This is a genomic window from Synechocystis sp. PCC 7509 (assembly GCF_000332075.2).
In the GTDB taxonomy this organism is placed as follows: Bacteria; Cyanobacteriota; Cyanobacteriia; order Cyanobacteriales; family Chroococcidiopsidaceae; genus Aliterella.
The window spans coordinates 1,734,876-1,761,849 of record NZ_ALVU02000001.1; the positions used below are offsets into that span (position 1 = coordinate 1,734,876).

General features: G+C 41.9%; 23 protein-coding genes and 2 tRNA genes. 17 read left to right on the top strand and 8 right to left on the bottom strand.

The features are described 5' to 3' along the window. Positions 1–102: 102 nt before the first annotated feature. The 4 genes from SYN7509_RS0208900 (at position 103) to SYN7509_RS0208915 (ending at position 2,964) form a co-directional block, all read left to right on the top strand. Complete coding sequence (locus SYN7509_RS0208900; protein ID WP_009633863.1) at positions 103–309, top strand: DUF751 family protein; 207 nt, start codon at positions 103–105, stop codon at positions 307–309. 39 nt (positions 310–348) lie between these two features. Then, positions 349–768 (top strand): 30S ribosome-binding factor RbfA, encoded by a 420-nt coding sequence (rbfA, locus tag SYN7509_RS0208905; RefSeq protein WP_009633864.1) that lies wholly within the window; start codon positions 349–351, stop codon positions 766–768. Positions 769–816: 48 nt separating this feature from the next. Beyond that, positions 817–2,388 (top strand): glycoside hydrolase family 3 protein, encoded by a 1,572-nt coding sequence (locus SYN7509_RS0208910; protein WP_009633865.1) that lies wholly within the window; start codon positions 817–819, stop codon positions 2,386–2,388. A 342-nt stretch (positions 2,389–2,730) separates the two neighbouring features. Then, positions 2,731–2,964, top strand: a complete 234-nt coding sequence (locus SYN7509_RS0208915; RefSeq protein ID WP_009633866.1) for a DUF4327 family protein — start codon at positions 2,731–2,733, stop codon at positions 2,962–2,964. 173 nt (positions 2,965–3,137) lie between these two features. Here SYN7509_RS0208915 and SYN7509_RS0208920 read toward each other — a convergent pair whose 3' ends face one another. The 3 genes from SYN7509_RS0208920 to SYN7509_RS25495 form a co-directional block, all read right to left on the bottom strand. Next, positions 3,138–3,485: a hypothetical protein gene (locus tag SYN7509_RS0208920; RefSeq protein ID WP_009633867.1), complete on the bottom strand. Its 348-nt coding sequence runs from the start codon at positions 3,483–3,485 to the stop codon at positions 3,138–3,140. Positions 3,486–3,545: 60 nt separating this feature from the next. Then, positions 3,546–4,697: an alanine--glyoxylate aminotransferase family protein gene (locus SYN7509_RS0208925; RefSeq protein ID WP_009633868.1), complete on the bottom strand. Its 1,152-nt coding sequence runs from the start codon at positions 4,695–4,697 to the stop codon at positions 3,546–3,548. Between the two features lie 141 nt (positions 4,698–4,838). Next, on the bottom strand, positions 4,839–6,062 hold the full coding sequence (locus tag SYN7509_RS25495) for a CheR family methyltransferase (RefSeq protein WP_009633869.1): 1,224 nt from the start codon (positions 6,060–6,062) through the stop codon (positions 4,839–4,841). Between the two features lie 590 nt (positions 6,063–6,652). Between SYN7509_RS25495 and SYN7509_RS25500 the strand changes: the two genes are divergently transcribed. The 7 genes from SYN7509_RS25500 (at position 6,653) to SYN7509_RS0208960 (ending at position 12,142) form a co-directional block, all read left to right on the top strand. After that, positions 6,653–6,826, top strand: a complete 174-nt coding sequence (locus SYN7509_RS25500; protein ID WP_202807220.1) for a hypothetical protein — start codon at positions 6,653–6,655, stop codon at positions 6,824–6,826. 105 nt (positions 6,827–6,931) lie between these two features. Next, entirely contained in the window at positions 6,932–7,726 is a 795-nt protein-coding gene (locus tag SYN7509_RS0208940; protein WP_009633871.1) for a ChaB family protein, read from the top strand. Positions 7,727–7,728: 2 nt separating this feature from the next. Further along, positions 7,729–7,851 (top strand): hypothetical protein, encoded by a 123-nt coding sequence (locus SYN7509_RS31275; protein ID WP_255327294.1) that lies wholly within the window; start codon positions 7,729–7,731, stop codon positions 7,849–7,851. Continuing rightward, a tRNA-Val gene (locus tag SYN7509_RS0208945) sits at positions 7,829–7,902 on the top strand. The genes SYN7509_RS31275 and SYN7509_RS0208945 overlap by 23 nt, the downstream gene beginning before the upstream one ends. A gap of 279 nt (positions 7,903–8,181) precedes the next feature. After that, positions 8,182–9,582, top strand: coding sequence for a reverse transcriptase family protein (locus SYN7509_RS0208950; RefSeq protein WP_009633872.1), 1,401 nt, complete (start codon positions 8,182–8,184; stop codon positions 9,580–9,582). Between the two features lie 4 nt (positions 9,583–9,586). Then, positions 9,587–11,407 (top strand): vWA domain-containing protein, encoded by a 1,821-nt coding sequence (locus tag SYN7509_RS0208955; protein ID WP_009633873.1) that lies wholly within the window; start codon positions 9,587–9,589, stop codon positions 11,405–11,407. A gap of 36 nt (positions 11,408–11,443) precedes the next feature. After that, positions 11,444–12,142, top strand: coding sequence for a Uma2 family endonuclease (locus SYN7509_RS0208960; RefSeq protein WP_009633874.1), 699 nt, complete (start codon positions 11,444–11,446; stop codon positions 12,140–12,142). On the opposite strand, the gene SYN7509_RS0208965 is transcribed toward SYN7509_RS0208960, so the two are convergent. Both SYN7509_RS0208965 and arfB read right to left on the bottom strand, forming a co-directional pair. Further along, positions 12,134–13,558 carry a WGR domain-containing protein gene (locus SYN7509_RS0208965; protein WP_009633875.1) on the bottom strand — a complete coding sequence of 475 codons (1,425 nt, stop codon included), beginning with the start codon at positions 13,556–13,558 and terminating at the stop codon, positions 12,134–12,136. The two genes, SYN7509_RS0208960 and SYN7509_RS0208965, sit on opposite strands and share 9 nt — an antisense overlap. A 70-nt stretch (positions 13,559–13,628) precedes the next feature. Beyond that, positions 13,629–14,042 carry an alternative ribosome rescue aminoacyl-tRNA hydrolase ArfB gene (gene arfB, locus SYN7509_RS0208970; RefSeq protein WP_009633876.1) on the bottom strand — a complete coding sequence of 138 codons (414 nt, stop codon included), beginning with the start codon at positions 14,040–14,042 and terminating at the stop codon, positions 13,629–13,631. 231 nt (positions 14,043–14,273) lie between these two features. On the opposite strand from arfB, the gene SYN7509_RS0208975 reads away from it, so the two are divergent. Both SYN7509_RS0208975 and mnmH read left to right on the top strand, forming a co-directional pair. After that, on the top strand, positions 14,274–15,407 hold the full coding sequence (locus SYN7509_RS0208975; RefSeq protein ID WP_009633877.1) for an SAM-dependent methyltransferase: 1,134 nt from the start codon (positions 14,274–14,276) through the stop codon (positions 15,405–15,407). Positions 15,408–15,452: 45 nt separating this feature from the next. Continuing rightward, complete coding sequence (gene mnmH, locus SYN7509_RS0208980) at positions 15,453–16,511, top strand: tRNA 2-selenouridine(34) synthase MnmH (RefSeq protein WP_009633878.1); 1,059 nt, start codon at positions 15,453–15,455, stop codon at positions 16,509–16,511. Here mnmH and SYN7509_RS0208985 read toward each other — a convergent pair. After that, positions 16,504–17,325 carry a prohibitin family protein gene (locus SYN7509_RS0208985; protein ID WP_009633879.1) on the bottom strand — a complete coding sequence of 274 codons (822 nt, stop codon included), beginning with the start codon at positions 17,323–17,325 and terminating at the stop codon, positions 16,504–16,506. The genes mnmH and SYN7509_RS0208985 overlap by 8 nt on opposite strands. A gap of 242 nt (positions 17,326–17,567) precedes the next feature. Between SYN7509_RS0208985 and SYN7509_RS0208990 the strand changes: the two genes are divergently transcribed. From SYN7509_RS0208990 to SYN7509_RS0209000, 3 genes are all read left to right on the top strand, one after another. Beyond that, positions 17,568–17,639, top strand: a tRNA-Gln gene (locus SYN7509_RS0208990). A gap of 55 nt (positions 17,640–17,694) precedes the next feature. Next, the gene (locus tag SYN7509_RS0208995; RefSeq protein WP_009633880.1) at positions 17,695–18,471 is read left to right on the top strand and encodes an HAD family hydrolase; all 777 of its coding nucleotides are present in this window, start codon (positions 17,695–17,697) and stop codon (positions 18,469–18,471) included. A gap of 28 nt (positions 18,472–18,499) precedes the next feature. Continuing rightward, positions 18,500–19,675: a DNA double-strand break repair nuclease NurA gene (locus SYN7509_RS0209000; protein ID WP_009633881.1), complete on the top strand. Its 1,176-nt coding sequence runs from the start codon at positions 18,500–18,502 to the stop codon at positions 19,673–19,675. A 1-nt stretch (position 19,676) separates the two neighbouring features. Here SYN7509_RS0209000 and murQ read toward each other — a convergent pair whose 3' ends face one another. Further along, complete coding sequence (gene murQ / locus SYN7509_RS0209005) at positions 19,677–20,591, bottom strand: N-acetylmuramic acid 6-phosphate etherase (RefSeq protein WP_009633882.1); 915 nt, start codon at positions 20,589–20,591, stop codon at positions 19,677–19,679. Positions 20,592–20,593: 2 nt separating this feature from the next. Beyond that, entirely contained in the window at positions 20,594–20,983 is a 390-nt protein-coding gene (locus SYN7509_RS0209010; protein ID WP_009633883.1) for a DUF3110 domain-containing protein, read from the bottom strand. 215 nt (positions 20,984–21,198) lie between these two features. Here SYN7509_RS0209010 and SYN7509_RS0209015 point away from each other — a divergent pair, with 215 nt between their 5' ends. Continuing rightward, positions 21,199–26,826, top strand: coding sequence for a translocation/assembly module TamB domain-containing protein (locus SYN7509_RS0209015; protein WP_009633884.1), 5,628 nt, complete (start codon positions 21,199–21,201; stop codon positions 26,824–26,826). Positions 26,827–26,974 lie beyond the last annotated feature (148 nt).

Here is a 26,974-nt window from a genome sequence, read left to right on the forward strand (position 1 = left end):
TCAACGACTAAAACTCTTTGTTCTTTATACTAGGTGCGGTTTGCTCGCAAAGTAAACAACTCTACTAATATAGTAAAATATTGAAAAAACCTATAAAAATATATGTTTGATGGATTTTGGGACAATGTGTCGCGTTACCCCCGCTACTTAGTAACAATTATATTGGGCATAGCGATAAATGCTTTTGCACCTCTAGCGCCTTTATTTAAAAACCCCTTCAGTGCGATCGCTCTTATTAGCTTACTGTTTGGCGTACTTGTTTTTACTGTCTTTACCCTCCGCGCCATGCTGGGTTTAAGTACGGTATAGACTAGATTTGATAACCACACATCGAGAGTTAAAACAACTATGGCTACAAACCGTCGCGTTTCTCGCGTTGCCGAATTAATTAAACGCGAGGTTAGCCAAATGCTTATCCACGATATCAAAGATGACCGTGTAGGCGCAGGACTCGTTAGTGTAACCGATGTCGTAGTATCGGGGGATCTGCAACACGCCAAAATTTTTGTTAGCGTCTATGGCAGTGAGGAAGCAAAAATCGAAACAATGGCAGGATTAAAATCTGCTACGGGTTATGTGCGAACCGAATTAGGGCAAAGAGTACGCTTGCGTAGGACTCCAGAAGTCATATTTCAAGAAGATCCTTCTATAGAAAGGGGAACTAAAGTGTTGTCGTTACTTAACCAACTAAACCACGATCGCCCCGCCGATGAAAATTTAGATGTAGATGATTATGAAGACGAATACTTAGACGACGAAGAAAAATAAGTTTTGCAGTAAAATACCTGAGTTTGAATATTTAGGTACGTTCCGATTATGACTGCATCCTTGCCGGATATAGACACGCTCACTCTAGCGCAGCAAGTCGCCCAAATGGTTGTAGTCCGTACCTGCGGCTATTTGTTCGATCATCAAATACCTTATCCAGACTGGGAAGCAAACACCGCCACCATGCAACACTTAGTAAAATTAGGAGTTGGTGGCGTAATCTTTCTTGGGGGAAGTGCGGCGGAATTAGCTTTAAGAACCCAACAAATGCAAAATTGGGCAAAAATTCCTTTATTAATTGCGGCGGATATAGAAGAAGGTGTTGGGCAAAGATTCCCCGGTGCTACTTGGTTTGCTCCACCAATGGCGATTAGTCAAATTGCCCGTACTAATCCCCAACTTGCAGCGCAATACGCCGAAAAAATGGGCGCTATTACCGCCGCCGAAGCCTTGGCAATTGGCATCAATTGGATACTTGCGCCAGTAGTTGATGTCAATAACAATCCCGATAACCCAGTTATTAATGTCCGCGCTTTTGGGGAAACTCCTTCTGTTGTTAGCCCTTTAGCCAATGCTTTTATTAAAGGCGCGAAGGCTTACCCGGTACTTACCACCGCGAAACATTTTCCCGGACATGGCGATACTACTACAGATTCTCATGTCGATTTGCCCGTTATTTCTCATGCACCCGATCGCCTAGCAGAAATTGAATTAGCGCCCTTTGTAAGCGCGATCGCATCGGGTGTAGCTGCCGTTATGAGCGCCCACCTACTTATAGAGTGTTGGGACGCAGAACACCCAGCAACCTTGTCTAAACGCATCTTAACCGGGCAACTGCGCGACAAAATGGGGTTTACAGGCTTAATTGTCACCGATGCTTTAATGATGGAGGCAATTTCTAAACGTTACGGAATTAACGAATCTCCCGTTTTAGCGGTAGAAGCTGGCGCAGATATTTTACTTATGCCCTCCGACCCTGAAGGCGCTATCAATGCGGTGTGTGAGGCAGTCAATAGCGGTCGTATTTCCGCCCAAAGGATAAAAGAGTCGGTAGCGCGAATTTGGCACGCCAAGGGTCAAGTAGAAGGGATAAAAATAGATGCAAGTAAAATTGCTTTTGAACTAGCTAAACCGGAAGCTTTAGAAACTGTTAATCAAATCTTGCAACAATCCCAAATAGTTAGCGGTAAAGTCCCTTTATCCCCAACTCCCAACGGACGTAACTTGATTGTGGTAGACAATTTACTTGGTAGCGGTAAATTTTTAACTGAACAAAGCCCCGCCATTGTTTTACCTAAATCTCTCGGCTATACTACGATGTTGTGCGATCGCCATACGCCTTTTGACCCAACTTCAGAAACCGACAATTTACCCACTGTTCTACAACTATTTATTCGGGGCAATCCTTTTCGCGGTAGCTCCGATTTAACACAAATTGGCATGGAGTGGTTTAAGAAACTGTTAAGTTCTGGCAATTTGCAAGCTTTAGTAATCTACGGTAGTCCTTATATTCTCGAAAAGCTTACGCCAGCTACTAATTCTGGGATACCTTGCCTCTTTTCCTACGGACAAATGCCTCAAGCACAAACTATCGCTCTGCAAGCCCTATTCAAGGTATAGCTTGTACTCTATCTAAAGACGTATTTTGTTTATTAGTTAGTGGGTTAATAATTAAGTAGCAAACCTGATCAAACCTCTTAATCCCTTTGAAAATCTGCAATACAGCCCAAAAAGAGATTTAATTACAGCTATGTCTACAAGTAATTTTTAGTTGAGTTTGTCAACATTTGCTGATTTTCGTAATGTATCTTAATATAAACACCAGGACTATAGCGCCACAATGAAAACAATTCAGTATAACGAACTACAAAAATGCGGCTAATGAGGCTGATTTTAAGATTATTTGTTAGCCTGGGGAGCATTCAGCGTGACAAAACAAAATGAGTAATTTAGGTTAAAACCATGAGTGTGAATACTTTGCCATCAATTCGATATTCTTTAAACGTGATTAAAGACGAAGCGCGTCAATTGGTAGAAAAAGGCGTAATCAGTCGGCAGCAACCCATATACACGTTATGCGAGTACATTCCACCGAGAGAATGGGTTTGTGTAGAATGCGAGTTAGAACAATGCGACTTTTTATTGCGCGATCGCATTGGTGACTTGATCGGTCGGGAAGAATGGGACAACGACTAATTTTTAATTTTTAAACAGAACAAGCATTGTTAACTGACCATAAGTTAACGAAGAAAGAGAGAGGAGATCCCCAAGCATTGCAAAGATTAATCCAAAAATCGGTTAACCGTAACAGTTAGAGTTTGGTAGACGTTTAAAAACAAACCGCTCCAAGCTCTTAACTGACAAAATTTTTATCCTACCTGTTCCAAATACTGGTTAAGGTCTTCAATTACGCGAGTAAGTTCAGCTTCAGTCGTTAAACGAATATGCTCATCGCGCAGAGTAATTAGGACTTTAGCCGCAAAAGGGGTAGCCCAAATATTAGGATTGCAGAAAATTTCTAGAAATACATTTCCTGTATAGCGGTACTCTAGCGGCGGTTGAGGAATGGATTTAGTACCGGGAGTTTTTACCCCCGCCGCTTTGATATTAGTCATTAATTGCGCGATCGCACTTTGCATTTCTCTAGCTGATTCGGCAGAGAAACTAAAAGATACCGAACCTTCAATTAAATTGAGGGTCAAATTATTTGCAGACATAAAGGCAGGTAACTAAGTTAGGTTTTCAACTCATGTTACCTGGCAAACGTCACAATTATCTTAAGGCAAAACCTGTTTTAAAGCGGCGACTAATGTATCGACATTTTCTTTGCGGCTGTTGTAACCCATCAATCCAACTCGCCAAACTTTTTGCGCCAATTCTCCCAAACCGCCGCCAATCTCAATATTGTAATCATTAAGTAACTGGCGAGAGATTTCTTTTCCGTCTACACCTTCAGGAATGCAGACAGTAGTTAGTGTTGATAGCCGAAACTCTGGCTCTACGTGCAATTTTAAGCCAATATTTTCCAATTCTTGCCATAAATACTCTACTGTTTGCTGGTGACGCTGCCAGGAATTTTCTATTCCTTCATCAGCAAGCAATCGCAAAGCTTCCCGCAAGCCGTAATACAGGTTAATGGGGGCGGTATGGTGATAGACGCGCTCCTTTCCCCAATACTTGCTTAATAACTGCATATCCAAATACCAGTTGCTAACTTTTGTTTGGCGCTGTTGCAACTTTTCCCAAGCGCGGGGACTCATAGTCAAAGGTGAAGCACCAGGGGAACAACCCAAACCTTTTTGACTGCAACTATAAGCTAAATCTACGCCCCACTCGTCCAAAAACAAAGGTACGCCCCCCAAACTTGTCACCGAATCGACCAGCAACAAACAGTCAAATTCTCGGCACAATTCCCCCACCCCTAAAAGCGGCTGACGCGCTCCTGTAGAGGTTTCGGCATGAACTAAAGCCAAAATTGCCGGACGGTGGGCTTCTAGGGCGCTGCGGAGTTCTTGGAGATTGAAAACTTGCCCCCAAGGTTTAGTTATCGTGCGGACTTCTGCGCTATATCGCCCCGCCATATCTACCAAGCGATTGCCAAAGTACCCGGCTACACCAATTAAGATTGTATCGCCCGGTGTAATAGAGTTTGCGATCGCACCTTCCATAGCCGCGCTTCCCGTACCGCTAATCGCAATAGTTAGAGGGTTTTCAGTTTGCCACACGTAGCGTAGCAACGATTGAATTTCATCCATTAGCGCCAAAAATGCCGGATCTAAATGTCCCACTGGGGGCGTATTCATAGCCTGGAGAACATCAGGATGAGCATTAGACGGGCCTGGTCCTAGTAGCAGACGTGGAGGCATCTCTAGAGGCGCAAGTTGCCGCCGTTGGCTGTCATTGATGGCTGGGGTGTGGGTAAGTTGCATAGCGATTGATGGGAAGGATAACTTAAATTTTATCGGTTGGTGTAAGCAAAATTATTTAGCCTTTGGCTTCTTTACAATAAAAAAATTTGAAAAATAAGTCTTTTTAGTGTAGTAACAAGTGCGATCGCACCTGCTATTTTTTTAATTTGTAACACTTTTAAATATTATAGTTGCCCCCAAAAGCCTGCAATTAGAATCCGAAATTGGCACTATATCTATATCTAACTTATATACACGCGTAGCGGTTGACCATTGGGCATTTTTGATGCTAACTGAAGACCGATTTTGTAAAGTCTGCTCAACTTGGGTGTTTAATTCCCCAAACTGAGTAACTAGCGGCAATGTTGGCAACGGATTACCTAAATCGTTAGCAGACATATTTAATAAATTTCTCGCACTTTTATTTACCCCAATAAGTTTGTTATTTGGGGCTACAATCAGTTGAGCAATTGGATTTGTTTCAAAAGCCGATTGCCAAAGGTCTTTAGACTCTATTAGAATGTCAGTGTTTTTTTGAGAAGGTTTATTACTTAACATCAGTACATCATTAGATTCTAACTTGGCTCCTTTGCTAAAAATCCGGTGCTTAATACTAACAGGAGTAAAAAGAAACGAGCGACTAACTAAAGTTTCTGCCTTGCCTAAAAAGATAAAGCCAAGATTTTTCAAAGCAAAATGAAAGCGAATTAGAATTTTTACTTGTGCTTCCGGGTTAAAATACATCAGTGTATTGCGACATACCAATAAGTCGAGCTTAGAAATAGGCGCATCCTCAAGCAAGTTGTGACGAGCAAAGATTACTCGGCGGCGTAAGGTTGGATTGAAAACATACCCTTGGGAAGTGGATTCAAAATACTTATCTAAAAATGCTGGCGGCACACCTGCTACCTCTGAAATGGTGTAACAATGCTGTCTTGCTTGCCGTAAAGCCGCTTCATCTACATCAGTAGCATAAATTTGGACTTGCTGTAAATATTGCTCTATCCCCAAAGCTTCTGCAAACAAAAGGGCTAAAGTATACGCTTCTTCTCCTGATGCACAACTAGCGCTCCAAATGCGGATTGGTTCATGAGGTTTTTTTCGGCTAATAATTTTTGGGATAACTTGATTTGCTAGATACTCCCAAGCGTCGAAATCGCGAAAAAACCCTGTAAAATTGATAAAAATGGTATCAAGTAGGATGCTAAGTTCCTCAGAGTGATGTTTGAAATAGTCTATATAGCTATGGTAAGTATTCACTCCAATCTGACGCATCCTTACTCCTAACCGACGCTGTAAGGTTGAGTGTTTGTAAACAGTCAAGTCACAGCCTTGGTTTTGCTTAAGGTATTCTAAAAAAATCTCTAATTCTTCGCGATCGCCCATCTTATAATAGTTTGTTGTATGCACCCCTGGTGGCAATATCGCTAAAAGTTTTAGCTTATTTCTTGGCTTTTTTAGCTTAATTACTTATTTTAAGTTAACGTAAATAGTTGTTTTTCGATCGCTAAAACCATAAGGATTTTAACTGTTAAGATAAATAAAAATCTATAGTTACTAGCAACTTGCAAATATTGCTCTTTAGATGGTAATATGTTTATTTAATAACTCTCAAACTTATTTTATATTTTTTTATCCATCTGGCAGTCAATTTTTTTAACAGGTAACATCTTTTACTCAGTTTTTTATTAAACTTGCAAATTGCCTTGCTTTCAAAAACTCAAAAGCTAAATCTTTCATCAAATTAATTTTCTTCGCTCCTCAATTAGCCATCAAATTTTGAATTTAATACAAAGAAAGTTTGGCAGTTTTTGCTGTACATGATTTTGCCACTTAATTACCGATTGATAAGACAATTTTTTTGCTATATATTGGCACAATATATAGCAATCTTATTTGATGGCAATTAAAGTGTGGGCAGAAACCAATGTTTTTTGACATATTTTTGTTTATATCCTTACTTATTTACTACTACCGTGAAAATTCTGCAAATAATCTTTATTATTCTTGGCGTTACTGTAGTTATTTGGGTGCTAAGAGGCTTTGGTGTACTGAGCTTTATTCCTGGGGGGATTTTGTGGTTACTATTATTAAGTGCGGCTGCTACAGGAATTTATGGCATTGTTAAAGACAGATGGCGTAGGTCTTGAGGTTAGAAAACTTAATAATCAACCCTATGGGTGAAGGCGGATAACTTGTGGCTTGATATTCTCCAAGAAGAAAGAATAACTAAAAAAATGTTCAAGGAGAACTAAATGACTGCTACCGATACTACCGCCACACAACCCAATGTTTCTACAGCAGAGCGTACTGTATCCGCAATATTTAAAGAACACGAACAAATCGATGACGTAGTTCGCCGCTTACTAGATAGAGGAATTTCCCGCGATGATATTTCTGTAGTGGGCAAAAACTTTCACTCTGAAACCAAAATTGCTGGTTTTCTGACCAAAAAAGATGTAATTTTGGGCGGACTAAAGCAAGGCGCGATTTTTGGCTCTTTGTTTGGTTCTGCTTTAGCCTTGCTAACAGGTGTAGGAGTGCTATTTGTGCCTTTTGTGGGGACATTAGTAGCCGCCGGCCCTTTAGGAGCAGCTTTACTAGGAGCGGCTAGTGGTGCTTTAGCTGGAAGTGCTGGCGCAGGCTTAGTATCTGCTTTAGTAACTTTAGGAATGCCTGAAGAAAAAGCCGCTATCTATCAAACTCGGATTGAGGCGGGAGATTTTCTTGTAGCGGTAGAAGTTCCCGCTAATAAGTCTGGTGAAATTCAACTATTACTAGAAAGCGCTGGCGGTGAAGAAGCTCATACTAATGAAACAGCCTTACCTCGCGGACGTGCTGGGCAAATTGAAGACCCTAGCCATTTGTCCCCAGAAATTCGTTCTCATCTTTCCGAAGACGCGCAACGGGCATTTGTGGCTAATTACAACACGGAACTAGCTTCTTCTGGCGATGAAGCTAAAGCCGAACACCACGCTTGGGATGTAGTGCGCGAACAATTTGCTCAAGACGAACACGGCGTTTGGTCAAAGTCTACTATGAGTGTCTAAAAATGTTTGAGCCGTTAGAACTTGATTTTGGCGGCTCAAAAAATAACTTAAGTAATGCGATCGCGCTTTACTATCTTATCTATGCTAGGATTATAAATCCTTGGACGTATAGCTCAGTTGGTTAGAGCGCTACGTTGACATCGTAGAGGTCCCCCGTTCGAGTCGGGGTACGTCCATTTATAGAAGCGTTCAGGGACTAATTAGTGGTCATCAGGACAAATTAATGCTTTTGAGTGCTAGAGATAGATTAATTTCTGACCAAAAAGATGATTTCTTTTTGGTGTGATCGCCTATCGTTAATTCGCGCCATAGCAACCTAAACCACTGCGGACTTTATTGCGTAACTTTAATAAACGCTGACATTTGATAACTTCCTAGCTAAGGTATGATGGCGATCGCACTTTATTAGTACAATTGTATTATTAAAGGCGATCGTTACCTTTACCCGTATCTATATGTCTGAGCAACCCCGTACCCGTCAGGAACTATACGATCGCCTTCGCCAATCATCCAAGCAAGAATTTATCCTGGAAGAAATGATCCGGTTGGGATTTTGGGCAACCGCAGAACAAATAGCCATTGACCCAACCGATGAAATGAGACGGTTAGGGGAAATTACACGAGAATTACAACAGTTACGCCAAGAAAATGCCCGTCTTGGCAATGAAAAGAAGTTGCGCCAGGAGTTACTAAAACAACGCCTAGCCGAATCGAAGCGCAAGCAGCAAGAAACTAAAGAAAGGCGAGAAAGAGAGCGGATTGAAAAAGCTCAGAAATGGCAGGAACAAAAGCAGACGGGAATTAGTTATTTAGGTGCAGAGGTATCGGGGGGACTAAATAATACTGAAAGCAACGCCGAAAGATTGAGCAATTACGGTTTACCTAGGCTAGAAAATGCGGGACAGATAGCCGCCGCAATGGGCATTAGTGTAGGACAGTTGCGTTTTTTAGCTTTTTCGCGCAAAACTTCGACAATTTGTCACTATATCCGCTTTACAATTCCTAAAAAAACTGGTGGAAGTCGCTCGATCTCTGCACCAATGCCAAAGTTGAAGGAATCACAGAAATGGATACTTGTCAATATATTAAATAAATTAGAGTTGCATGAGGCGGCGCACGGGTTTAGACGCGATCGCTCAATTGTGAGTAACGCACTACCTCATGTTAAACAAGATGTAATTATTAACTTCGATCTTAAAGACTTTTTTCCATCAATTTCTTACCGTCGAGTTAAAGGATTATTTCAATCATTGGGTTATTCGGAAGCGGCGGCGACTATTTTTGGCTTGCTGTGTACCGAACTTGAAGTAGAGGCAGTAGAACTAGATGGGAAGACTTATTATGTAGCAAATAGCGATCGCCATTTACCGCAAGGATCGCCCGCAAGTCCTGCTATTACTAACTTACTTTGCCGTCGTCTTGATCGCAGACTTACATTAATGGCGGAAAACTTGGGTTTTACATACACTCGTTACGCTGATGATTTAACTTTTTCGGCAACAGGTAGCAATCTGCGTCATATCTGCAATGTATTAAAACGGACAGAAGATATTGTAAATCATGAAGACTTGACGATTAACCAACAAAAAACTCGCATTATTCGTAAAAGCCGCCAACAAGAAGTTACAGGGGTTGTAGTCAACAGTCACCCGAATATTGCTAGAGAAACATTAAAACGTTTCCGCGCTACTTTGTATCAAATTGAAAAAGATGGTTTAGAAGGCAAACATTGGGGGAATACTACTGATGTGATGGCAGCAATTCAAGGTTATGCCAACTTTGTAAAAATGGTGAATCCCGCCAAAGGTGCAGAGTTTATCGCTCAAGTTGAACGAATCAAACATAAATACCCATAAATATATGCAAGTAACTTACTCCCTCGTTAATTCGCTAATTCCCGCAAACAGTAAGTCTTTAGTAGAAGTTTTACTTAGTTTTAAAGGTGAAACAACCGTTGCGGCTACCCGTCGTCCGCTTAATCTTAGCTTAGTTATTGATCGCTCTGGGTCAATGGCGGGAGAACCTCTGCGTCAGGCAATTTCGGCGGCGCAAAAGTTAGTCGAACAACTAACCGACCAAGACTATTTATCTGTGGTTATTTATGATGATACAGTCGCAACCATTGTACAACCGCAACAAGTACGCGATCGCCATGCTATTCAAACAGCGATCGGTAAAATTAAAGCGGGGGGATGCACAAACTTAAGCGGTGGTTGGCTTTTGGGGTGCGATCTCGTAAAATCTCGTCAATCGGTGGAAGGTCTTAACCGCGTTTTATTATTAACCGATGGACAAGCAAATGTGGGGATTGTCGATCCGCAAATTCTGATTAATACTGCAAGAGAACAAGCAGAACAAGGCATAATTACAACTACTTTAGGATTTGGTAATTATTTTAAGGAAGATTTGCTGATTGGCATGGCAAATGCTGGAAATGGCAACTTTTACTTTATCCAATCCCCAGATGATGCGGCAGATGTATTTAGAATTGAACTAGAAAGCTTGCTGGCAATTGCGGCGCAAAACTTGACTGTCACTATACAACCAGATAATGGCGTAGAAATTGCTCAAATTCTCAACAACTATCGCGCTTCCGGTGCTAGTAATAGCTTAGAACTATTTTTAGGTGATGTTTACGAAACCGAACCAAAATTATTAGCCGTTGAATTGAATGTGACGGCAACAGAACTAGGCTTAACAAATATCGCTAATATTGCCTACAAATATCAAGTAGTCAAAGATGGCAGCATTCAACAAGTTAGCCAGCAGTTGCCAATTAGTCTTACCGTTGCATCCCAAGACGAAGTTAACAATAGTCCGCCAGACTCAGGCATAATAGAACAAATTGGTAAGCTAAAAATAGCTAAAGCCAAAGACGAAGCGATCGCCTTAGCAGATAAAGGAGACTTTCAAAACGCATCCCAAAAGCTGCGCCAGACTATTAGCGATCTCAAACTCAAAGCTTTACAAGAAACCTTTGAACTAGCTGAAGAAATCGACCAATTAGATCATTACGCGCAAAGACTAGAAAGCAGAAGATTTGATAATGCTAGTCGTAAAGAGATGCGAGATCAAGCATACCAAGCAACATCGCGCGATCGCACGGATCTTAAATTGCGCGGTATTAGTTCCGATGCTCATACCCTAGCCGCCGTTTCAAGCACAGATTCGGGAGTTGTATTAGAGTGTCAGCGCGAAGGCGGTAAATTGCGAGTGCGGGTAGTTTCGGATGGCTATAACCCCGACTTTAACGTTCAATTTCCCCGCAATATCCGCCAAGAGGGAGTTACTTATATAGTTGACGAAATCAAACTATCTACCGATGGGAGCTTTTATCGAACTTTTGGAGATATTCGCCGCTTAGTTGCATCAGGACAAGAACAAGCCGCCTCAACTCCAACTACTTCTACTCCCAAGCACCAAAAATTGACCGCACCAGCATCGGCGGCAAACTTAGAAACCGTTGATAGCGTAGGCGATGGTGTTTTAGTCCAATGTGTCAAAGAAGGCAGCAAGTTAAGAGCGAGAGTTGTTTCTGATGGCTATAATCCCGACTACAATATGCGTTTTCCCCGCGACATCCGCGAAGAAGGAATACTTTATGTAGTTGATGAAGTGGAAGAAGCAAAAAGCGGCGGTTCGTATATTGCCTACGGTAAAATTCGCAAACTATTACAGTAGAAGTGTGCTGTTTGTTTAAATCCTCCCAGCAAAAATATGACAACTTTTTCCCAATCTAACCCCGACCTCGACCTACTTTATCCCAGCAGTGACGGTAAGCCAATGGCAGAAAATACAGAACAATACCGTTGGATTGTCATCATTAAGGAAAATCTAGAAATTCTCTTTGCTGATGTACCCGATGTATTTATTGCTGGGGATTTGTTATGGTATCCAGTCCCGTCTAAAATTATTTCTCCTGTAGCGCCGGATGTAATGGTAGCAATTGGTAGACCTAAAGGCAGACGGAGTTCTTACCGTCAATGGCAAGAAGAAAACATTGCGCCTCAAGTCGTCTTTGAAATTCTTTCTCCTGGCAATACTCCAAGTGAAATGGAACGCAAGTTAGAGTTTTACGATACTTATGGGGTAGAAGAATATTATCTATACGACCCAGAGAACTTTCAATTAGATGGATGGTGGCGACAAGAAGAACATTTAACTAGATTGTGGCAACTAAACGGTTGGGTAAGTCCTAGATTGGGAATTAGGTTTGAAACAAGTCAAGGAGAATTAGTAATTTACTATCCCGATGGACGGCAATTTCTTACCTCCATAGAAATGCAGCAACGCTTAGTGCAAGCTGAACAAAGGTTAGAACAAGAACGTCAACGCGCCGAAGTTGAACGTCAACGAGCAGATAAAATGTCAGAATACTTGCGATCGCGCGGTATTGATCCCGATAATCTAGATTAACAACTTTTTAATATCGCCATAAGCTCTATAGAAGCTACCGCGACCAGATTCAATTACCTTATCTACTACATATTGCGCTCCTTGTTCTCTAATATCTTTAGGAAATTGGACGTTGAAGTTGGGATTATAGCCAGGAGAAACAACGCGAATTCTTAAGTTACTTCCTTGTTGGAAACATTCAACTATTACTTTTTCGGTAGTCTCGGAAGTAGTTTCTAAAGTATTTGCAGCAACGGCGGCGGGAACTTGAGTCGGTGCTTTGATATTGACAACTTGGGGAACTGTCCCTGTCATAGCCGCATTAATTGCCGATTCCCCAGCATCAATACAGGCAAAAGATCCATCAGTCGTCACAATATAAAGGCGATCGCCAAATAATTGCATAGAAAAAGCCGAACCGCAACCAGTAGCTAATTTCCACAGGCGATCGCCTGTTTCATTAAAGCAATAAATAGACGAAAAGTTATCCCCAGCAAATACATACTTCCCATCTTCGGCGGTAGCACAAGAATAAATCGGTGCATCGCACTGGTAAATAGTTTTAACTTCACCTTTTTTGCTAAAACAATAAACTTGATTAGTGCTAGTACCAGCATAAACTGTTGCTTCTTCTTGCCAGCCAAACAGCACGCTACCATGGGTTGATTGATGCCAAATTACCTTACCGTCTTCCCAGTCATACATCGTTACGCCGTTGCTATGACCGTGATAAACTCCTATTTCATCGCAGCGTACCATCCAGCCATAACTACCACTACTGCGGCGATTCCACTGGGATTCATCTTCATGGTTAATTGTTGTGATTCCGCCTTCTGCATCGGAAACACCCAAAATCCCATCTTTAATATCTAACCAAAAGATATCTACATTCTCGGCAATTTCGTAAGCAACGCGGGGGATTTTACCTGTTAAGTCATAAACTTTGCCATTATCACATCCCGCGTACAGCCAACCATCATCTGCCACAATACACTTTACGCCATCGGGTAAACGAAACTGATTAAGCACTTTTCCATCATGGCTAAGAGCAAATATTTGTCCGGCTTCATTACCTACTAAGCAACGATCTTTTTCTACAAAAATGCCAAAAGCTGGAGATCCTGAAGCAAATTGCCAAATTGTCGGCGCTTGTTGGGAGGAAGACTTGTTGCTAACTATTTGACGGCGAGTTACAGCACGTTTAGCACGTACACCCATAACCGCTAATTCGTAACCTTTGCGGAGTTTTTCGTTAATTTTTTTAGTGGCTTCCGCTTGAGCTTTTTCTGGTGTTGGGTAGCTTTTGACCTGAACTTGTCCGCGATCGCCTATCCTACCATAGCGAACCGATAGTTCTGTGCCATTAACGATCGCCTCATAAAATTTATGACTACCTTCTGCTTGCGATAGTTCTAAATATGTCTTCTCCTCTGCCATTATTGAACCTTAGTTACTGTTGGTTCTTTTATAACAGTGAACTTAGGAAATGCGATCGCGCTACCTAAAATTACTCAATCACGTTGCCTCTATTTGCCTTAATTTGCGATCGCTTAGTTTTGCTATCTAGGCGTTTTGCTTGGGAACTTCGAGACGGTTTGCTAGGTTTGCGGAGTTTGGGTACTATTATGGCGCTTTTAACTAAGTCCTTTAGCCTTTTTAGTGCTTCCTCGCGGTTCTGTTCTTGGCTGCGGTGTTCTTGAGCTTTAATTACAAGTACACCTTCCTTTGTAATCCGGCGATCGCTTAATTGCAATAGTTTATCTTTGTAATAGTTAGGCAAGGAAGACGTAACAATGTCAAAACGCAGATGAATCGCTGTTGCTACTTTGTTGACATTTTGACCACCAGCACCTTGAGAACGAATCGCGCTAAATTCAATTTCGCTATCGGGAATAGTTACCGTTTTAGAAATTTGCACCATATTTTTATTTTAGCTAAATCTGGAGGTGCGATCGCGCTTGCAACCCTCAGATTAACAAAAACCAACTACAGCAATCCTATGCAGATTTGCAAATATTGATAGTAGGGACGCAACGCATTACACCTTTACTAATTTTTATATGAACTTTTAATAAATAAGAAATCTATAAGTTTGGGATCGATTACTGTTGATAACTATAACAAGCTTTTTAATATTAACTGGAGTAGGAACATGACTTACGATAGTACGGTGCAAGATATCCAAAGGCATATTCCGCTAGTCGGTGATGTTAGCATTAAAAGCCCATTAGCCTATCAATTAACACGCGGAACAGTTGAAATCGCTAACACTCTACAAATGGCAGTAGCAGAAGCTTATATCAATGGATTAGAAGCACCTGATTATGTTATACAGAGCCTTTTCAATACCTGTATGCCAGTTCTGTTTCAGTATTTCCCCTCACTTCTCGCACCTTATGAATGGGTATTAAAGGAGACAGAACATCTTGCAGAAGGTTCAAAGGATCTAATGAAGATTCAGTACGACTTACCGCAAGCAATGTTAAATAAGATGTTGGGGGATTATGAAGTTATTTATCCTAAATACAGTATGGGATTGTGGGAAAAAGGAGCATTAAACCTTGAGCAATCCCAAAAAATGATGATTGATGATGTCATTGAAAAACTGGATATTCAAGATGGAGACAATATTTTAGATTTTGGCTGCGGGTGGGGATGTGTGCCTAATTACATTCTTTCTAAGTTTCCTAATGTTAAGTTTACAGGATTGAATTTAAGTCACGAACAATGTGAATATATCCGTAACAAAATGCAAGATCCTACAAGTTATCTTAGTTCAGGGAGATTTACTTTGCAGGAAGGAGATTTGAACGATGCAATGTTTGCAGAAAAGTTTGATAAAATTCTTTCAATCGGTGTATTTTGTCATGTAGGCAATTTAACAAATGCTTTTAAAAAATTAGCTTCATTTTTAAAAGACAATGGCAAAGTTTTCATTCATATCATCACTGTCCGCACACCCAACCATATATCTAGCGTTTATACCCATCAATACATTTTTCCTCACGGTCGATTTTGGAATTACGACGCAGTACCCAGCCATAATCAGCACCTCAAAACTATTGACAAATGGTATCTTAATGGCTCTAATTACTCTAAAACCTTTGCTACTTGGTTAAGTAACTTTGACAATAATCAAGAAAGTGTCAAACAATTAAATTATGGAATGGATTACGCTAAATTTCGCCGAATTTGGCGCTTTTATTTGATGTGGTTTGTTTGCAATTTTGCTAGTTGCGATGGTGAATATAATGGGAATGGACAATTTTTAATGGTTCATACTTAATAATTGATTTTAAGTACAATCAAGAAACATAGATTTTGATTGTAAATGCCACCTTCTCCTACTTTTACTCACCAGCCTTGGAAAGATACTTACAGCGAAATTATCGATGTTCGCTCTCCCGCCGAATTTGCCGAAGACTGCATTCCTGGCGCGATAAATCTGCCTGTACTAAGTAACTTAGAACGTGCGGAAGTGGGAACGATTTATAAACAATCTCCCTTTGCGGCACGGAAAAAAGGGGCAGCTCTGGTCACCAATAACCTATCTCAACACTTAATTGACCATTTTGAGTCAAAAGATAAAAACTATCACCCCTTGGTTTACTGTTGGCGCGGTGGACAGCGATCTAATAGCATGGCGCTAGTGCTATCACAAGTTGGTTGGCAAGTTACAGTGCTTGAAGGCGGTTATAAAACCTACCGCGCTCATGTGCGCGAACAGTTGGAACAATTACCCTCACAGTTTACTTACAAAATACTCTGCGGACTTACGGGTACAGGTAAAACCCATATTTTGCAGCAACTAAGTCAACGCTCAAACCAACAAGTTCTTGATTTAGAAGCTTTAGCCAATCATCGCGGTTCGCTTTTGGGGGAAGAATGGACAAATAAACCCCTTTCTCAACCTACACAAAAACAATTTGAATCGCTATTACTGCAACAATTTAAAAATTTTAATTCAAGTCTACCTGTATGGGTAGAATCGGAAAGTAATAAGATTGGACAAGTTCATTTACCGCCGTCTTTGTGGCGCAAAATGAAACAAGCAAGTTGCATCGAGATGCAATTACCATTAAACGCTAGAGTCCAGTTTTTATTAGCATCTTATCCACATTTAGTTGATAATCCTGAGATTTTAAAAAATAAGTTGCAGTTACTTAAACCTCGTTATGGGAAAGAAAAAATAAATCAATGGGAACAATTAATTGATAGTAGCTTATGGAGCAATTTTGTTGAAGATTTGTTGCAATTTCATTACGATCCTAGTTATCGGCAATCAATAAAGCGAGATTTTGCTAAAGTGGGAAGAATTTTGAGTATAGAAGAATTTAGCGATCGCACTATCGAAAAATTACTAGATTTATTAACCCAACAAATTACTTAGATGGCGACGCAGACAAAGTAGCAGGATCGAGATTAATTAAGGGTAATGCACCATTACCAGCAATCACTGTAGGAAAGCGACCATCCCATTTTTCAATAGCTTGTTTTTGCAACAATTCCTTAGTTAAAGTTAGCCGTTGTAGTCTTTGCGCTTCTGCTTGTCCTTTGGCGCGGTTTACTTCCGCAACTGCTTCTTTAGAAGCTTTGAGAGCAATAAATTCTGCTTGTTTAGCTTCTTGTTCGGCTATTTGTTTAGATTCAATAGCTTTGCTAAATTCTGGCGAAAAAGTAAAATCTACTAAAGAAACATCATCGATTAGTATGTTGTAATTAGCTAAACGATTTTTAAGATTATCATCTATTTCTCGTTTTAAATCGTTGCGCTTAGTAATAATTTCTTCGGCGGTTTTATTAGCGGTGGCGGCTTTTAATACCTCTGAAACTGCGGGGGTGATAATTCTACTAATTATGTCTTCTTGATCGCCAATACGTTGAAAAACCTTATTAACTTGTGCTGCGTCAATATGCCAATTTACCGCAAGTTGTGTAGAAACTTTCTGTAAATCTTTAGAAGCTGCATCCGCCGTGAAGCTATTTTGTTGAACGCGGACGCTAAGACGTTTTACTTGGGTGACAATGGGGATAATTGGATGAATTCCTTCATCTAAAACCTTATCTTGAACTTTCCCAAAGTTTAAAATTACGCCTCTTTCGCCAGCATTTACAATAGTAAAGGGCTTAAAAATAATGGCGACAATTAATAAAACAAAGCTTCCGGTAAGTAAAGAACCAAATTTCAGCTTGTCAATCGTCATAATTTTGATGTTTAGTAATAGAATATGCTTATTAACTAAACACTGCAATAGGCATTGTTTACGGAAACCGTAAGGTTTTGTACGTTTTTGCCAAAATTTTAGGCGATGCGGAAGCTAGAAAAACGGCTGAATATATGCAATAGGACTGGAAAACCTGACAGTTTTGACCCAAAGAAAATAAATTAGCAAAATCCTTGACAGTTTCCCACCTATGACTGCTACAATGGCTAAGGTGAAATCAATGGGGTGTCGCCAAGTGGTAAGGCACCGGGTTTTGGTCCCGGCATTCCTAGGTTCGAATCCTAGCACCCCAGTTAAATCGATAAGCATTGTATGTAAGGATAGACAAAAAACTATCAAGCCAAAACAATGAAGGCAGATATTTCTAGCATCTTAGCCCTTGACTTTGACGGTGTACTTTGCGATGGGCTAAGAGAATATTTTGAAACTGCTTGGCGTACTTATTGCCAAATATGGTGTCCTAATAATCCTACGCCAAGCGAAGAAGTAGCTGCTAGTTTCTATCGGTTGCGTCCTGTAATTGAAACAGGTTGGGAAATGCCAATATTGGTTAAGGCTTTAATAGATGGAGTTTCCGAACTGGAAATATTGTCTAATTGGGGAGAAATTGCTCAAGCTATCTTGTTGGAAGATAAATTAGTTTCAGCAAATATTGCCTTTAAGCTAGACCAAATACGAGATGAATGGATTAGTACCGATTTATCAAGCTGGCTGAGTCTGCATCAATTTTACCCCGGCGTAGTTGAGAAAATGCAAAGTCTTCAAGGTAGTAAATTGCCGCCAATGATTATTACTACCAAAGAAGGGCGCTTTGTTAGCCAACTCTTGCAGCAGCAGGGTGTAGAAATGCCTGCTAAGTTGATTATTGGCAAAGAATCCCAGCGTCCAAAACATCAAATTTTGAAAGAATTAATAGCAGCAACCCAAGCTAAAATATGGTTTGTAGAAGATCGGCTCAAAACCTTGCAATTAGTCCAACAACAGCCCAATCTTGCGTCCGTCAAGCTTTATTTAGCTGACTGGGGATACAATACAGCATCCGAACGAGAACACGCTCGTCACACCCCCGGTATTGAACTAATATCGCTAACGGCATTTACTCAAAACAACTTTCCTACCTGCTAACGTTAAGTAGATAGGCTAGGAGCTACTAATGCTTGATCTGACAAAACTAGCAAATTCTATGCAAGGCATTAGCCAGCACCTGACAACAGAAGCTGCGGCTAGTCGTCAAAGGATGAATTTGGCACAGCAATTACTTTTAGCGGCTTACGCCGAGCAAGCGGCTTTGGTAGAGAAACAAAAACAGTGGCGCGATCGCATATTATTTAATGCAGCTACTCCCGTAGAACCTCTAAACACCTGCATCGATTTACCCGTAGCGCCGCAAGTACATACAGTAATTGCTACCGATGGTTCGCAAATTGCCCCCAGTCATCACGAAATTGCCTATTGTTATTTGCTAAATATTGGTAGGGTAATGCTGCACTATGGACAAAATCGCCATCCATTATTAGATAGTTTGCCTGAAGTATTTTACCGCGCCGAAGACTTGTATGTGTCTAGGCAATGGGGAATTAGGACAGAGGAATGGATGGGTTATAAGCGTACAGCTTCAGAAACCGTAATTTTGGCAGAATTAGCCGGAAGTGCGCCGATGTCTGTACCAACTTTGGCAATGGTGGATGGATCGCTGATTTACTGGTTTTTAGAACAGTTACCCCACGAAGCGCGCGATCGCATTTTGCCACCAATTATTGAAGCTTGGGACAAGTTACAAGAATTTGGCATTCCGATTATGGGTTATCTTAGCGCCTCCAGAAGCGGCGAAGCTCTCAATTTTTTGCGCTTGCAAGCCTGCATTCATGAACACCCCGATTGTATTACCTATTGTCCGAATCAATTAGAAAAACTGCCATGTCAGGTACTAGAGCCGCTCAAAGACGCGGCTTTGTGGACAATTGCTTTAAAACCTGGGCAACGTAGCGCTTTTTGGCGAAGTTCGGCGCGAATTACCCAGTCTTACAATACTCACGTTATCTATTTTTGCTACGTCCATGTAGGTACAGAAATCGCCCGTATTGAATTACCTGCTTGGGTAGCAGAAGACTCGGTACTATTAAACCAATCTTTGGGTTTGATGTTGGCACAGGTACAAAAAGGCTACGGCTACCCCGTAGCACTAGCTGAGGCGCACAATCAGGCAGTGGTACGAGGGGGCGATCGCGCAAGTTTTTTTGCACTTCTAGAGCAGCAAATGATTAAAGCTGGGTTGCAAAATGTGGGCATTTCTTACAAAGAAGCCCGAAAACGCGGCAGTATTGCCTAAATCACGAGCCATTATGACTATCAACGGCGGCTCTTAAATTACCCTGATGCTGAGATAATAAGCGATCGCTTTCCGCCTTATCTAAGCCCGTCCAGTGCATAGCTAGAGCAAGTTTGACCGATTTACCACTTTGTTCTAACAATAACCCCGCCGCCTCTCGATTTAAGTCTGTTAAATCTTGTAACATACGGATGGCGCGATCGCGTAACTTTTTGTTAGTTACCGCTACATCAATCATGCGGTTGCCATAAACTTTGCCAAGCTGTACCATTACCCCAGTAGATAAGATATTTAAAGCAAGTTTAGTAGCTGTACCAGCTTTAAGCCGTGTAGAACCTGCGAGGATTTCCGCGCCAGTCAAGAGCCGAATGTCAATATCTGCATCCGTACTTACCTGTTCAACAGGGACACAAGCTATAAAAATAGTTGTTGCGCCTCTTTCCCTCGCGGCTTGTAAAGCGCCATGAACAAAGGGTGTAGTGCCTCCGGCGGTAATGCCGGCTACAACATCAAGCTTGGTAATTTGACTACCCGCGATCGCACTTGCGCCATCTTCGGCGCGATCTTCCAAATCCTCCGAACTCCTTAGCAAAGCCCCCGCACCCCCGGCGATAATTCCTTGCACCAATTCCGGCGGACTGCAAAAAGTTGGCGGACACTCGGCGGCATCTAATACCCCCAATCTGCCACTTGTACCCGCACCGATATAAAATAACCTCCCCCCGTGCCTTAAAGCCTCTGCCGTGCGTTCAATAGCGGTGGCTAAGGGGACTTTTGCCTTGGCGACGGCGGCGATCGCATTTTCATCTTCACGGTTAAATAACTCTACCAATTCCAGACAACTGAGTTTGTCTAAATTTTGACTATTGGTATTAACTTGTTCTGTTAGTAAGTGTCCCCGATCCAAATTAGTCATTTTTATAGCAATCCCTCAAACTGGCGACGAATTCGCTCTAATTCCGTATCTGGTATTTCACTATCGCTCTCTGGTGGGGGATTTTTGCCTTCTTCTTTCCAGTCAGTATCTTCAACATTACTTTCTGGTGGTACGGCTAAAGCGCCATCGGGGACAAGTTCCCAATCATAACCCGCACCAGAGCAAAATTCCTCCACTTCCTCACTATCCATCCTTTCTACGGTAGCTGGGGGGAAGTCTTGAGCTTCTAGCATTAGGGCAAAACGAGTAGCATCATCTTCTGACTCAAACATCAAAAGTTTATTGCGATCGCCTACTTGAATTGTGTGGATACCCTCGTTTTCGGTACGAGCATTAAATAATAAAACGAATACACGCATAGGTGCGACCATTTTTAGTTTCGATCCTCAATTACTGATTTTAAGGTTTCACCATTGTCTAACAGAAACAACTAACCCTAACTTAAAATAAATCAATTTAGCGTTCTAAGTTTCCTACGATCGCGCGATCGCACTTAATTAATCTTTCTTTGTACCCCTTGCCGTCTTAACATAGCAGTTGTAACATCTATGGACAGTTCATCGTTCTTGCTAGCGTGGGAGGTGTAATGACAAAATTGTCGAAACCTGATAGCCAAACTACATCTAAATCCCGTCAGCGTTTCTGGTTTATTTTACTGGGACGCACAGGTATATATTTAGGCATTCCGCTCTTAATTGGAACTGTGGGGGGTGCTTGGTGGTTGTGGGTTTTTGTACAAGAGCGATTAGCGCCCATAGTGCAAACAAATTTAATTCAAACTTTAAATCGAGATGTTCAGCTAGGACAAGTTGAAAGAGTGTCCCTGACTAGCTTGCGCTTTGGCAAGTCTGCCATCCCTGCAACAAAAAGCGATCGCGATCGCGCTGCGGTGGATGCGGTGGAAGTTAAGTTTGATTTATGGCAACTAGCTTTTACTCGCACTTTGAAACTCGATATTACTTTAATTAATCCTGATGTCTATATCGATCAAGATTCAACCGGACATTGGATTGCTACTACTGTCGCATCTCAAGAGAGTGAAGGAGCTTTTAAAACTCAATTAGATAATATCCGGGTGCAAAACGCTAATGTTGTATTAGCACCAAACATCCAAACTAAGGGCAAAAATCAAGTACAAATCAATATAAGTAATGGCTCTGCTCAACTATTAGAAAATAATCAGTTAGTCAAATACAATTTAAACGGTCAATTTGCAACCAAGGGTAGCATCTCAATTCAAGGAGAAACTCGCCCCAAAACTGAAGCTACAAACATCCAATTGCGCGCCCAAGATGTTTTAGCATCGGAAGTAACTCGATTAATCAAGTTACCTCTAGAACTTCAAGCTGGTAGAGTTAGCGGCAACTTAAAAGTTCAAAGCCAGCCACAGCAACCAACGTTATTATTTGGCACAGTTAATTTAAACTCTGTTACTGCCCAAGTTAGGCAACTACCCCAAGCTTTTAACAAAGCTAACGGCACTTTGCGCTTTAAAGATACGCTGATTGGGCTAGATAAAATTACCACTAGCTACGGTTTAATTGCCGCCACAGCAAACGGAAGTTTAGATACTCAAAGAGGTTATAACATCAGTGCTGTAGCGCCATCGGTAACGATCGCACTTGCCCAAAAAACTTTAAAGCTGGAATTGCCCGTACCTGTAAGCGGTACAGTCCGCGCCAACGTGCAATTGGTGGGCGCTTTGGAAACCCCAATTTTATCGGGTACAGTAGTTAACACCAAAACCACCCGCATTGACAAAGTAAATTTTAGTAAAATTCGTAGTGAATTCGCTTTTGCACCAGCAAAATCAGTAATTGCTTTGAGAAATATCCAAGCAATTCCCGCCGCCGGAGGACAAATTACCGGAAACGGGATTATTAAACTGGGAAAAACGCCGCAACTAGGATTTGATACCGTCGCCCGCAATATTCCCGGCGATGCGATCGCCCGTCTCTATAATGTCTCGCCACAATTTAAGCTGGGTAGAGTTTCGGCTAAAACTTTAGTTGGTGGGAAAGTCGGTAACTTACAAACTATTGTCAATTGGCAAGCGCCCCAAGCTAGTTACCCCGGTAGCGGACAAATTGTGATTAATAACGCCGATACCTTCACTTTCCGCAATACTAGATTGTCAGTAGCTGGTGGTGCAGTTCAAGCGGCGGGCAGTTTAGAAGACGGAGTTTTAAAAGCCTCAGTTATTGCAGATAAAGTTAGATTAGGACAAATAACTAGCGTTCCACCAGCCTTGCAAGCGCCTTTAAGCGGTCGATTTAACGTTTCTGGTGCGATTAATTCTCTTACAGCCGAAACGCTTACAGCCGAGGGCGTGGGACAATTAGCAATTGGTGGGGGGACAGTTACCGCCACCAATATTCAGTTAAATAAAGGCAATTGGCAAGCAGTAGTTAGACCCCAAAACGTGCAGTTGGGTAGTTTAGTTGAAGTACCGCCACAGTTGCGCAATGGCAGATTAACGGGCGCTTTTAATGCTGCGGGGACTACCGCATCTTTTCAACCAAAGGCGATCGCACTGGCGGGGATTGGACGCTTAAATATTGGTGGTGGTACAGTTGTAGCCACAAATATCAGACTCAATCAAGGCAATTGGCAAGCAGTAGTTAGACCTCAAAACGTGCGGTTGGGTAGCCTAGTAGAAGTACCGCCACAGTTTCGTAATGGTAGATTAACAGCAATATTTAAGGCTGCGGGGACAACAGCATCTTTTCAACCAAAGGCGATCGCAGCCACCGGAATAGGACGCTTAAAGATAGCTGAGGGAACGGTTACAGCTACCAATATCCAGCTAAATAAAGGCAACTGGCAAGCACTTGTTCAAGCTCAAGCAGTGCAATTACAACAGATAGTCCCGACTGAAGTACCGCCGCAGTTTAGAGGTAGAGTAAGCGGGGTATTTCAGGCGGCGGGAACTACTGAATCTTTTGAACTAAATGCGATTTCTGCCACTGGGAGAGGGCAATTAAATGCCGCTAGTGGTACGATTGTGGCGACAAACATTGCTTTAAATAAAGGCAACTTTCAAGCGCTTGCTAGTCCTAGTCAACTGCAACTAAGTCAATTTTCCCCCGATTTACGCGGGAGATTAAACGGTCAATTGCAAGTAACGGGAAATGTCGCAGCTTTTAGTTTGGCAGGAGTCAAAGCCCAAGGACAAGTAAGGTTGTCTCAAGGCGTGTCTTTAGTCACGCAACCGCTAACGGCGGCTATTGAGTGGGATGGGAGAAAAATTACTGTTTTACGAGCCACCTCTGCGGATACTCTGGCTAGTGGAGTTGTGTTTGTCAATCCGCAAATTCCCGCCATTGAATCGCTAAACTTGCAAGTCCAAGCAAAAAACTACGCTCTGCAAGACTTACCGTTTGAATTGCCTAACAATGTAAATTTAGCTGGAAGGGGAGATTTTGCCGGGAGAATTAGCGGCACTTTACCCACTCCAAATGTAGTCGGTGCGGTACGTCTGCGCAATTTGGTAGTAAATAACTTGGCTTTTGAACCAGTTTTGACCGGAAACTTGCAAGTTGCGACAAGTAGCGGCGTAAATTTAGAAGTTAAAGGCAATAGCGATCGCATTGCTCTAAATTTAGATACTAACTATTTCCCCAATTCTTTTACCCTACAACGCGATCGCGCTGTAGCCACTGGTCGCACTAGCGGCGAAAATCTCTTAGTAAATATCGAAAACTTCCCCTTAGCAATATTAAAATTGCGCTTGCCAAATACGGTTTTAGGCTCTGAACCTGTAGCAGGGTTGCTAACTGGAGATTTTACTATAAATAAACAAACCTTTGCCGTTGCTGGAAATGTAGCTATTTCTCAACCTGTTTTAGGACGACTTAAAGGTGAAGAATTTACCGGAGGATTTGCTTATAACAACGGCGCTGTAAGTTTAACGGATGCGCGATTTAAAATTGGGGAAAGCCTGTATGCAGCCACCGGAAGCTACGCTCCCAATGCTTCGGGCGCTCCTGAAGTTAAAGGTCAACTCAAAGTTACGAAAGGAAAAGTAACAGATGCGATCGCCGCTTTCCAATTAATTAGTTTACAAAATTCTCAAGGGGAAGTATCGCCAACTCCAGGAGGCGCAAATAGTCTCAATACTGAACCTGTAGGTTTGCCGGGAGCAACTTTGCTTGCTCAATTGCGCCGCTACTCCGAGATTAATATGCTACTTCAGCTACAGCAGCAACAGCGTCGTACTAATTCCCCAGCCATCCCCAAACTTGAAGACTTAGAGGGCATTTTTAACGCAGACATTGCTATTAATGGCTCTGTACCCAACGGTCTATCAGTAAAGTTTGACATCGACGGCACAGACTGGAAATTAGGTAACTACTACACTGCCAATCAAGTAATTGCTCAAGGTAGCTTTATGGGTGGAGTTTTAACTTTTGCACCTTTGCGCCTGCAATCAGACCAATCTTTAGTCGCCTTTAGCGGTCAAATTGGCGGCACAAGGCAAGCGGGACAATTGCAAGTTAATAATTTTCCCCTAGAGGCGCTCAATAGTTTTGTGAAATTGCCTATAGATGTAACCGGCAACTTAAATGCTCAAGCAACTTTAACAGGTCAACTTACCAACCCCCAAGTAGCAGGCAACCTGAGTTTAATAAATGGTACTCTCAACCGAAAAGTAATTAATAGCGCTGCTGCTAATTTTGGTTACAACAATGCTCGATTGAGCTTCGATAGCACGATCGAAGTAGATAGTCCTGAACCCGTAACAATTAGCGGTAACGTCCCTGTACCATTACCTTTTGTAACCGTCAAAAGTAAAAGCGATCGCATTACCCTCGATATCAACGTTCAAGACTCTGGTTTAGCCTTGCTCAATCTATTTACTGACCAAATAGCTTGGCAAAGTGGACAAGGCAAAGTTCAACTCCAAGTCCGAGGGACTCTCAACCAACCTGTTGCTACAGGTGTTGCTACGGTAAGTAATGCTACTTTTACCGCTCAAGCTTTGCCCGAACCTTTAACCAATGTCAATGGTAGTATAGACTTTGATTTTGACCGTCTTCAAGTTGAAAACCTCCAAGGCAATTTTTCTCAAGGTCAAGTAGTCGCTGCGGGTGTTCTGCCTATTTTTAGAAGTTTGGTTGCCAATGACCCCGATTTGAGCAATCCTTTGACTTTTAACTTAGATAAGTTGGCTCTCAATCTCAAAGGACTTTACCGAGGTGGTGCTAGTGGCAATGTAGTTGTCAAAGGAGCCGTCCTTAGTCCAGTAATTGGCGGTGAAGTGCTGTTAGCTGATGGTCAGGTATTGTTAGGCGAAACCCAAGGAACTACACCTTCCTCTAGTCAACAAGTTGCCAATTCTTTACGCCCAGCTACTGCAAATCAAGCTTCGGCTTCGCCAGAGTTTAATAATTTGCAGCTAACTCTCGGCGATAATATTGCCATTACCCGTCAACCCATCTTACAATTTCAGGCAGGCGGTACTCTTACTCTCAATGGCTCGTTAGACGATATTCGCCCCCAAGGTAACATTCGCTTACGTAGTGGCGGCATAAATTTGTTTACTACCCAATTTGTCCTCGCGCGCGGCTACGAAAATCAAGCAACTTTTATCCCCGATCGCGGACTAGACCCTACTCTTGATGTCCGCTTGGTGGCTAGAGTTCCCGAAGTTACTCAATCAAGAGTTCCTTCTTCGCCGATTTCGTCGGAAATTAGCGAAACTTTAGCTACCGATTTTGGATCTCTGCGTACCGTGCGCGTTCAAGCTAGAGTTCAAGGTCCCGCTAGTCAAATCTTTGACAACTTAGAATTAACTAGCGACCCCAACCGCAGTCAAAACGAAATTATCGCCCTAATTGGTGGTGGATTTGTAGATACTCTAGGACGTGGTGACAGTACCTTAGGGTTAGCCAATTTAGCAGGCTCGGCAATCTTAGGCAATTTTCAAGGTACGTTTAGCCGAATTGGTAATGCTATTGGCTTAGATGAATTGCGTTTATTTCCCACCGTTACGACTTCGGAGGAATCGCGCAACTCTACATTGGGATTAGCGGCGGAAGGTAATGTGGATCTTTCTAACAATCTTTCGGTGTCGGTGTTAAGAATCCTTACCACTAACGAACCTACTCAATTTGGTTTAAGTTATCGGTTAAGCGATCGCGTCCGCATTCGTGCTTCCACAAACCTAAATGCTGAAAGTTTGGCAATATTTGAATACCAAAACAATTTTTGAGTTTGTATTTATACAAAGCCTATTTATGTAAGTATTAACTTATACTTCTTGTTACTTAAAATAAAAGTAATTTTTGTTTTTCTATAAATTTTACTTGAGGGAGGCAACCCCAATCCTTAACTTCCAGACGGTTTTATAGAGCCTCCCT

Excerpts from the sequence above, each read along its gene's own strand:
- SYN7509_RS0208955 (WP_009633873.1), top strand. The coding sequence starts at position 9,587 with ATGCAAGTAACTTACTCCCTCGTTAATTCGCTAATTCCCGCAAACAGT.
- SYN7509_RS0208965 (WP_009633875.1), bottom strand. The coding sequence starts at position 13,558 with ATGGCAGAGGAGAAGACATATTTAGAACTATCGCAAGCAGAAGGTAGT.
- SYN7509_RS0208940 (WP_009633871.1), top strand. The coding sequence starts at position 6,932 with ATGACTGCTACCGATACTACCGCCACACAACCCAATGTTTCTACAGCA.
- SYN7509_RS0208950 (WP_009633872.1), top strand. The coding sequence starts at position 8,182 with ATGTCTGAGCAACCCCGTACCCGTCAGGAACTATACGATCGCCTTCGC.
- SYN7509_RS0209000 (WP_009633881.1), top strand. The coding sequence starts at position 18,500 with ATGCTTGATCTGACAAAACTAGCAAATTCTATGCAAGGCATTAGCCAG.
- murQ (WP_009633882.1), bottom strand. The coding sequence starts at position 20,591 with ATGACTAATTTGGATCGGGGACACTTACTAACAGAACAAGTTAATACC.
- SYN7509_RS0209015 (WP_009633884.1), top strand. The coding sequence starts at position 21,199 with ATGACAAAATTGTCGAAACCTGATAGCCAAACTACATCTAAATCCCGT.
- SYN7509_RS0209010 (WP_009633883.1), bottom strand. The coding sequence starts at position 20,983 with ATGGTCGCACCTATGCGTGTATTCGTTTTATTATTTAATGCTCGTACC.
- SYN7509_RS0208900 (WP_009633863.1), top strand. The coding sequence starts at position 103 with ATGTTTGATGGATTTTGGGACAATGTGTCGCGTTACCCCCGCTACTTA.
- SYN7509_RS0208920 (WP_009633867.1), bottom strand. The coding sequence starts at position 3,485 with ATGTCTGCAAATAATTTGACCCTCAATTTAATTGAAGGTTCGGTATCT.
- SYN7509_RS25495 (WP_009633869.1), bottom strand. The coding sequence starts at position 6,062 with ATGGGCGATCGCGAAGAATTAGAGATTTTTTTAGAATACCTTAAGCAA.
- SYN7509_RS0208975 (WP_009633877.1), top strand. The coding sequence starts at position 14,274 with ATGACTTACGATAGTACGGTGCAAGATATCCAAAGGCATATTCCGCTA.
- SYN7509_RS0208985 (WP_009633879.1), bottom strand. The coding sequence starts at position 17,325 with ATGACGATTGACAAGCTGAAATTTGGTTCTTTACTTACCGGAAGCTTT.
- SYN7509_RS0208915 (WP_009633866.1), top strand. The coding sequence starts at position 2,731 with ATGAGTGTGAATACTTTGCCATCAATTCGATATTCTTTAAACGTGATT.
- rbfA (WP_009633864.1), top strand. The coding sequence starts at position 349 with ATGGCTACAAACCGTCGCGTTTCTCGCGTTGCCGAATTAATTAAACGC.
- SYN7509_RS0208925 (WP_009633868.1), bottom strand. The coding sequence starts at position 4,697 with ATGCAACTTACCCACACCCCAGCCATCAATGACAGCCAACGGCGGCAA.
- SYN7509_RS31275 (WP_255327294.1), top strand. The coding sequence starts at position 7,729 with ATGTTTGAGCCGTTAGAACTTGATTTTGGCGGCTCAAAAAATAACTTA.
- arfB (WP_009633876.1), bottom strand. The coding sequence starts at position 14,042 with ATGGTGCAAATTTCTAAAACGGTAACTATTCCCGATAGCGAAATTGAA.
- SYN7509_RS0208995 (WP_009633880.1), top strand. The coding sequence starts at position 17,695 with ATGAAGGCAGATATTTCTAGCATCTTAGCCCTTGACTTTGACGGTGTA.
- SYN7509_RS0208910 (WP_009633865.1), top strand. The coding sequence starts at position 817 with ATGACTGCATCCTTGCCGGATATAGACACGCTCACTCTAGCGCAGCAA.
- mnmH (WP_009633878.1), top strand. The coding sequence starts at position 15,453 with ATGCCACCTTCTCCTACTTTTACTCACCAGCCTTGGAAAGATACTTAC.
- SYN7509_RS0208960 (WP_009633874.1), top strand. The coding sequence starts at position 11,444 with ATGACAACTTTTTCCCAATCTAACCCCGACCTCGACCTACTTTATCCC.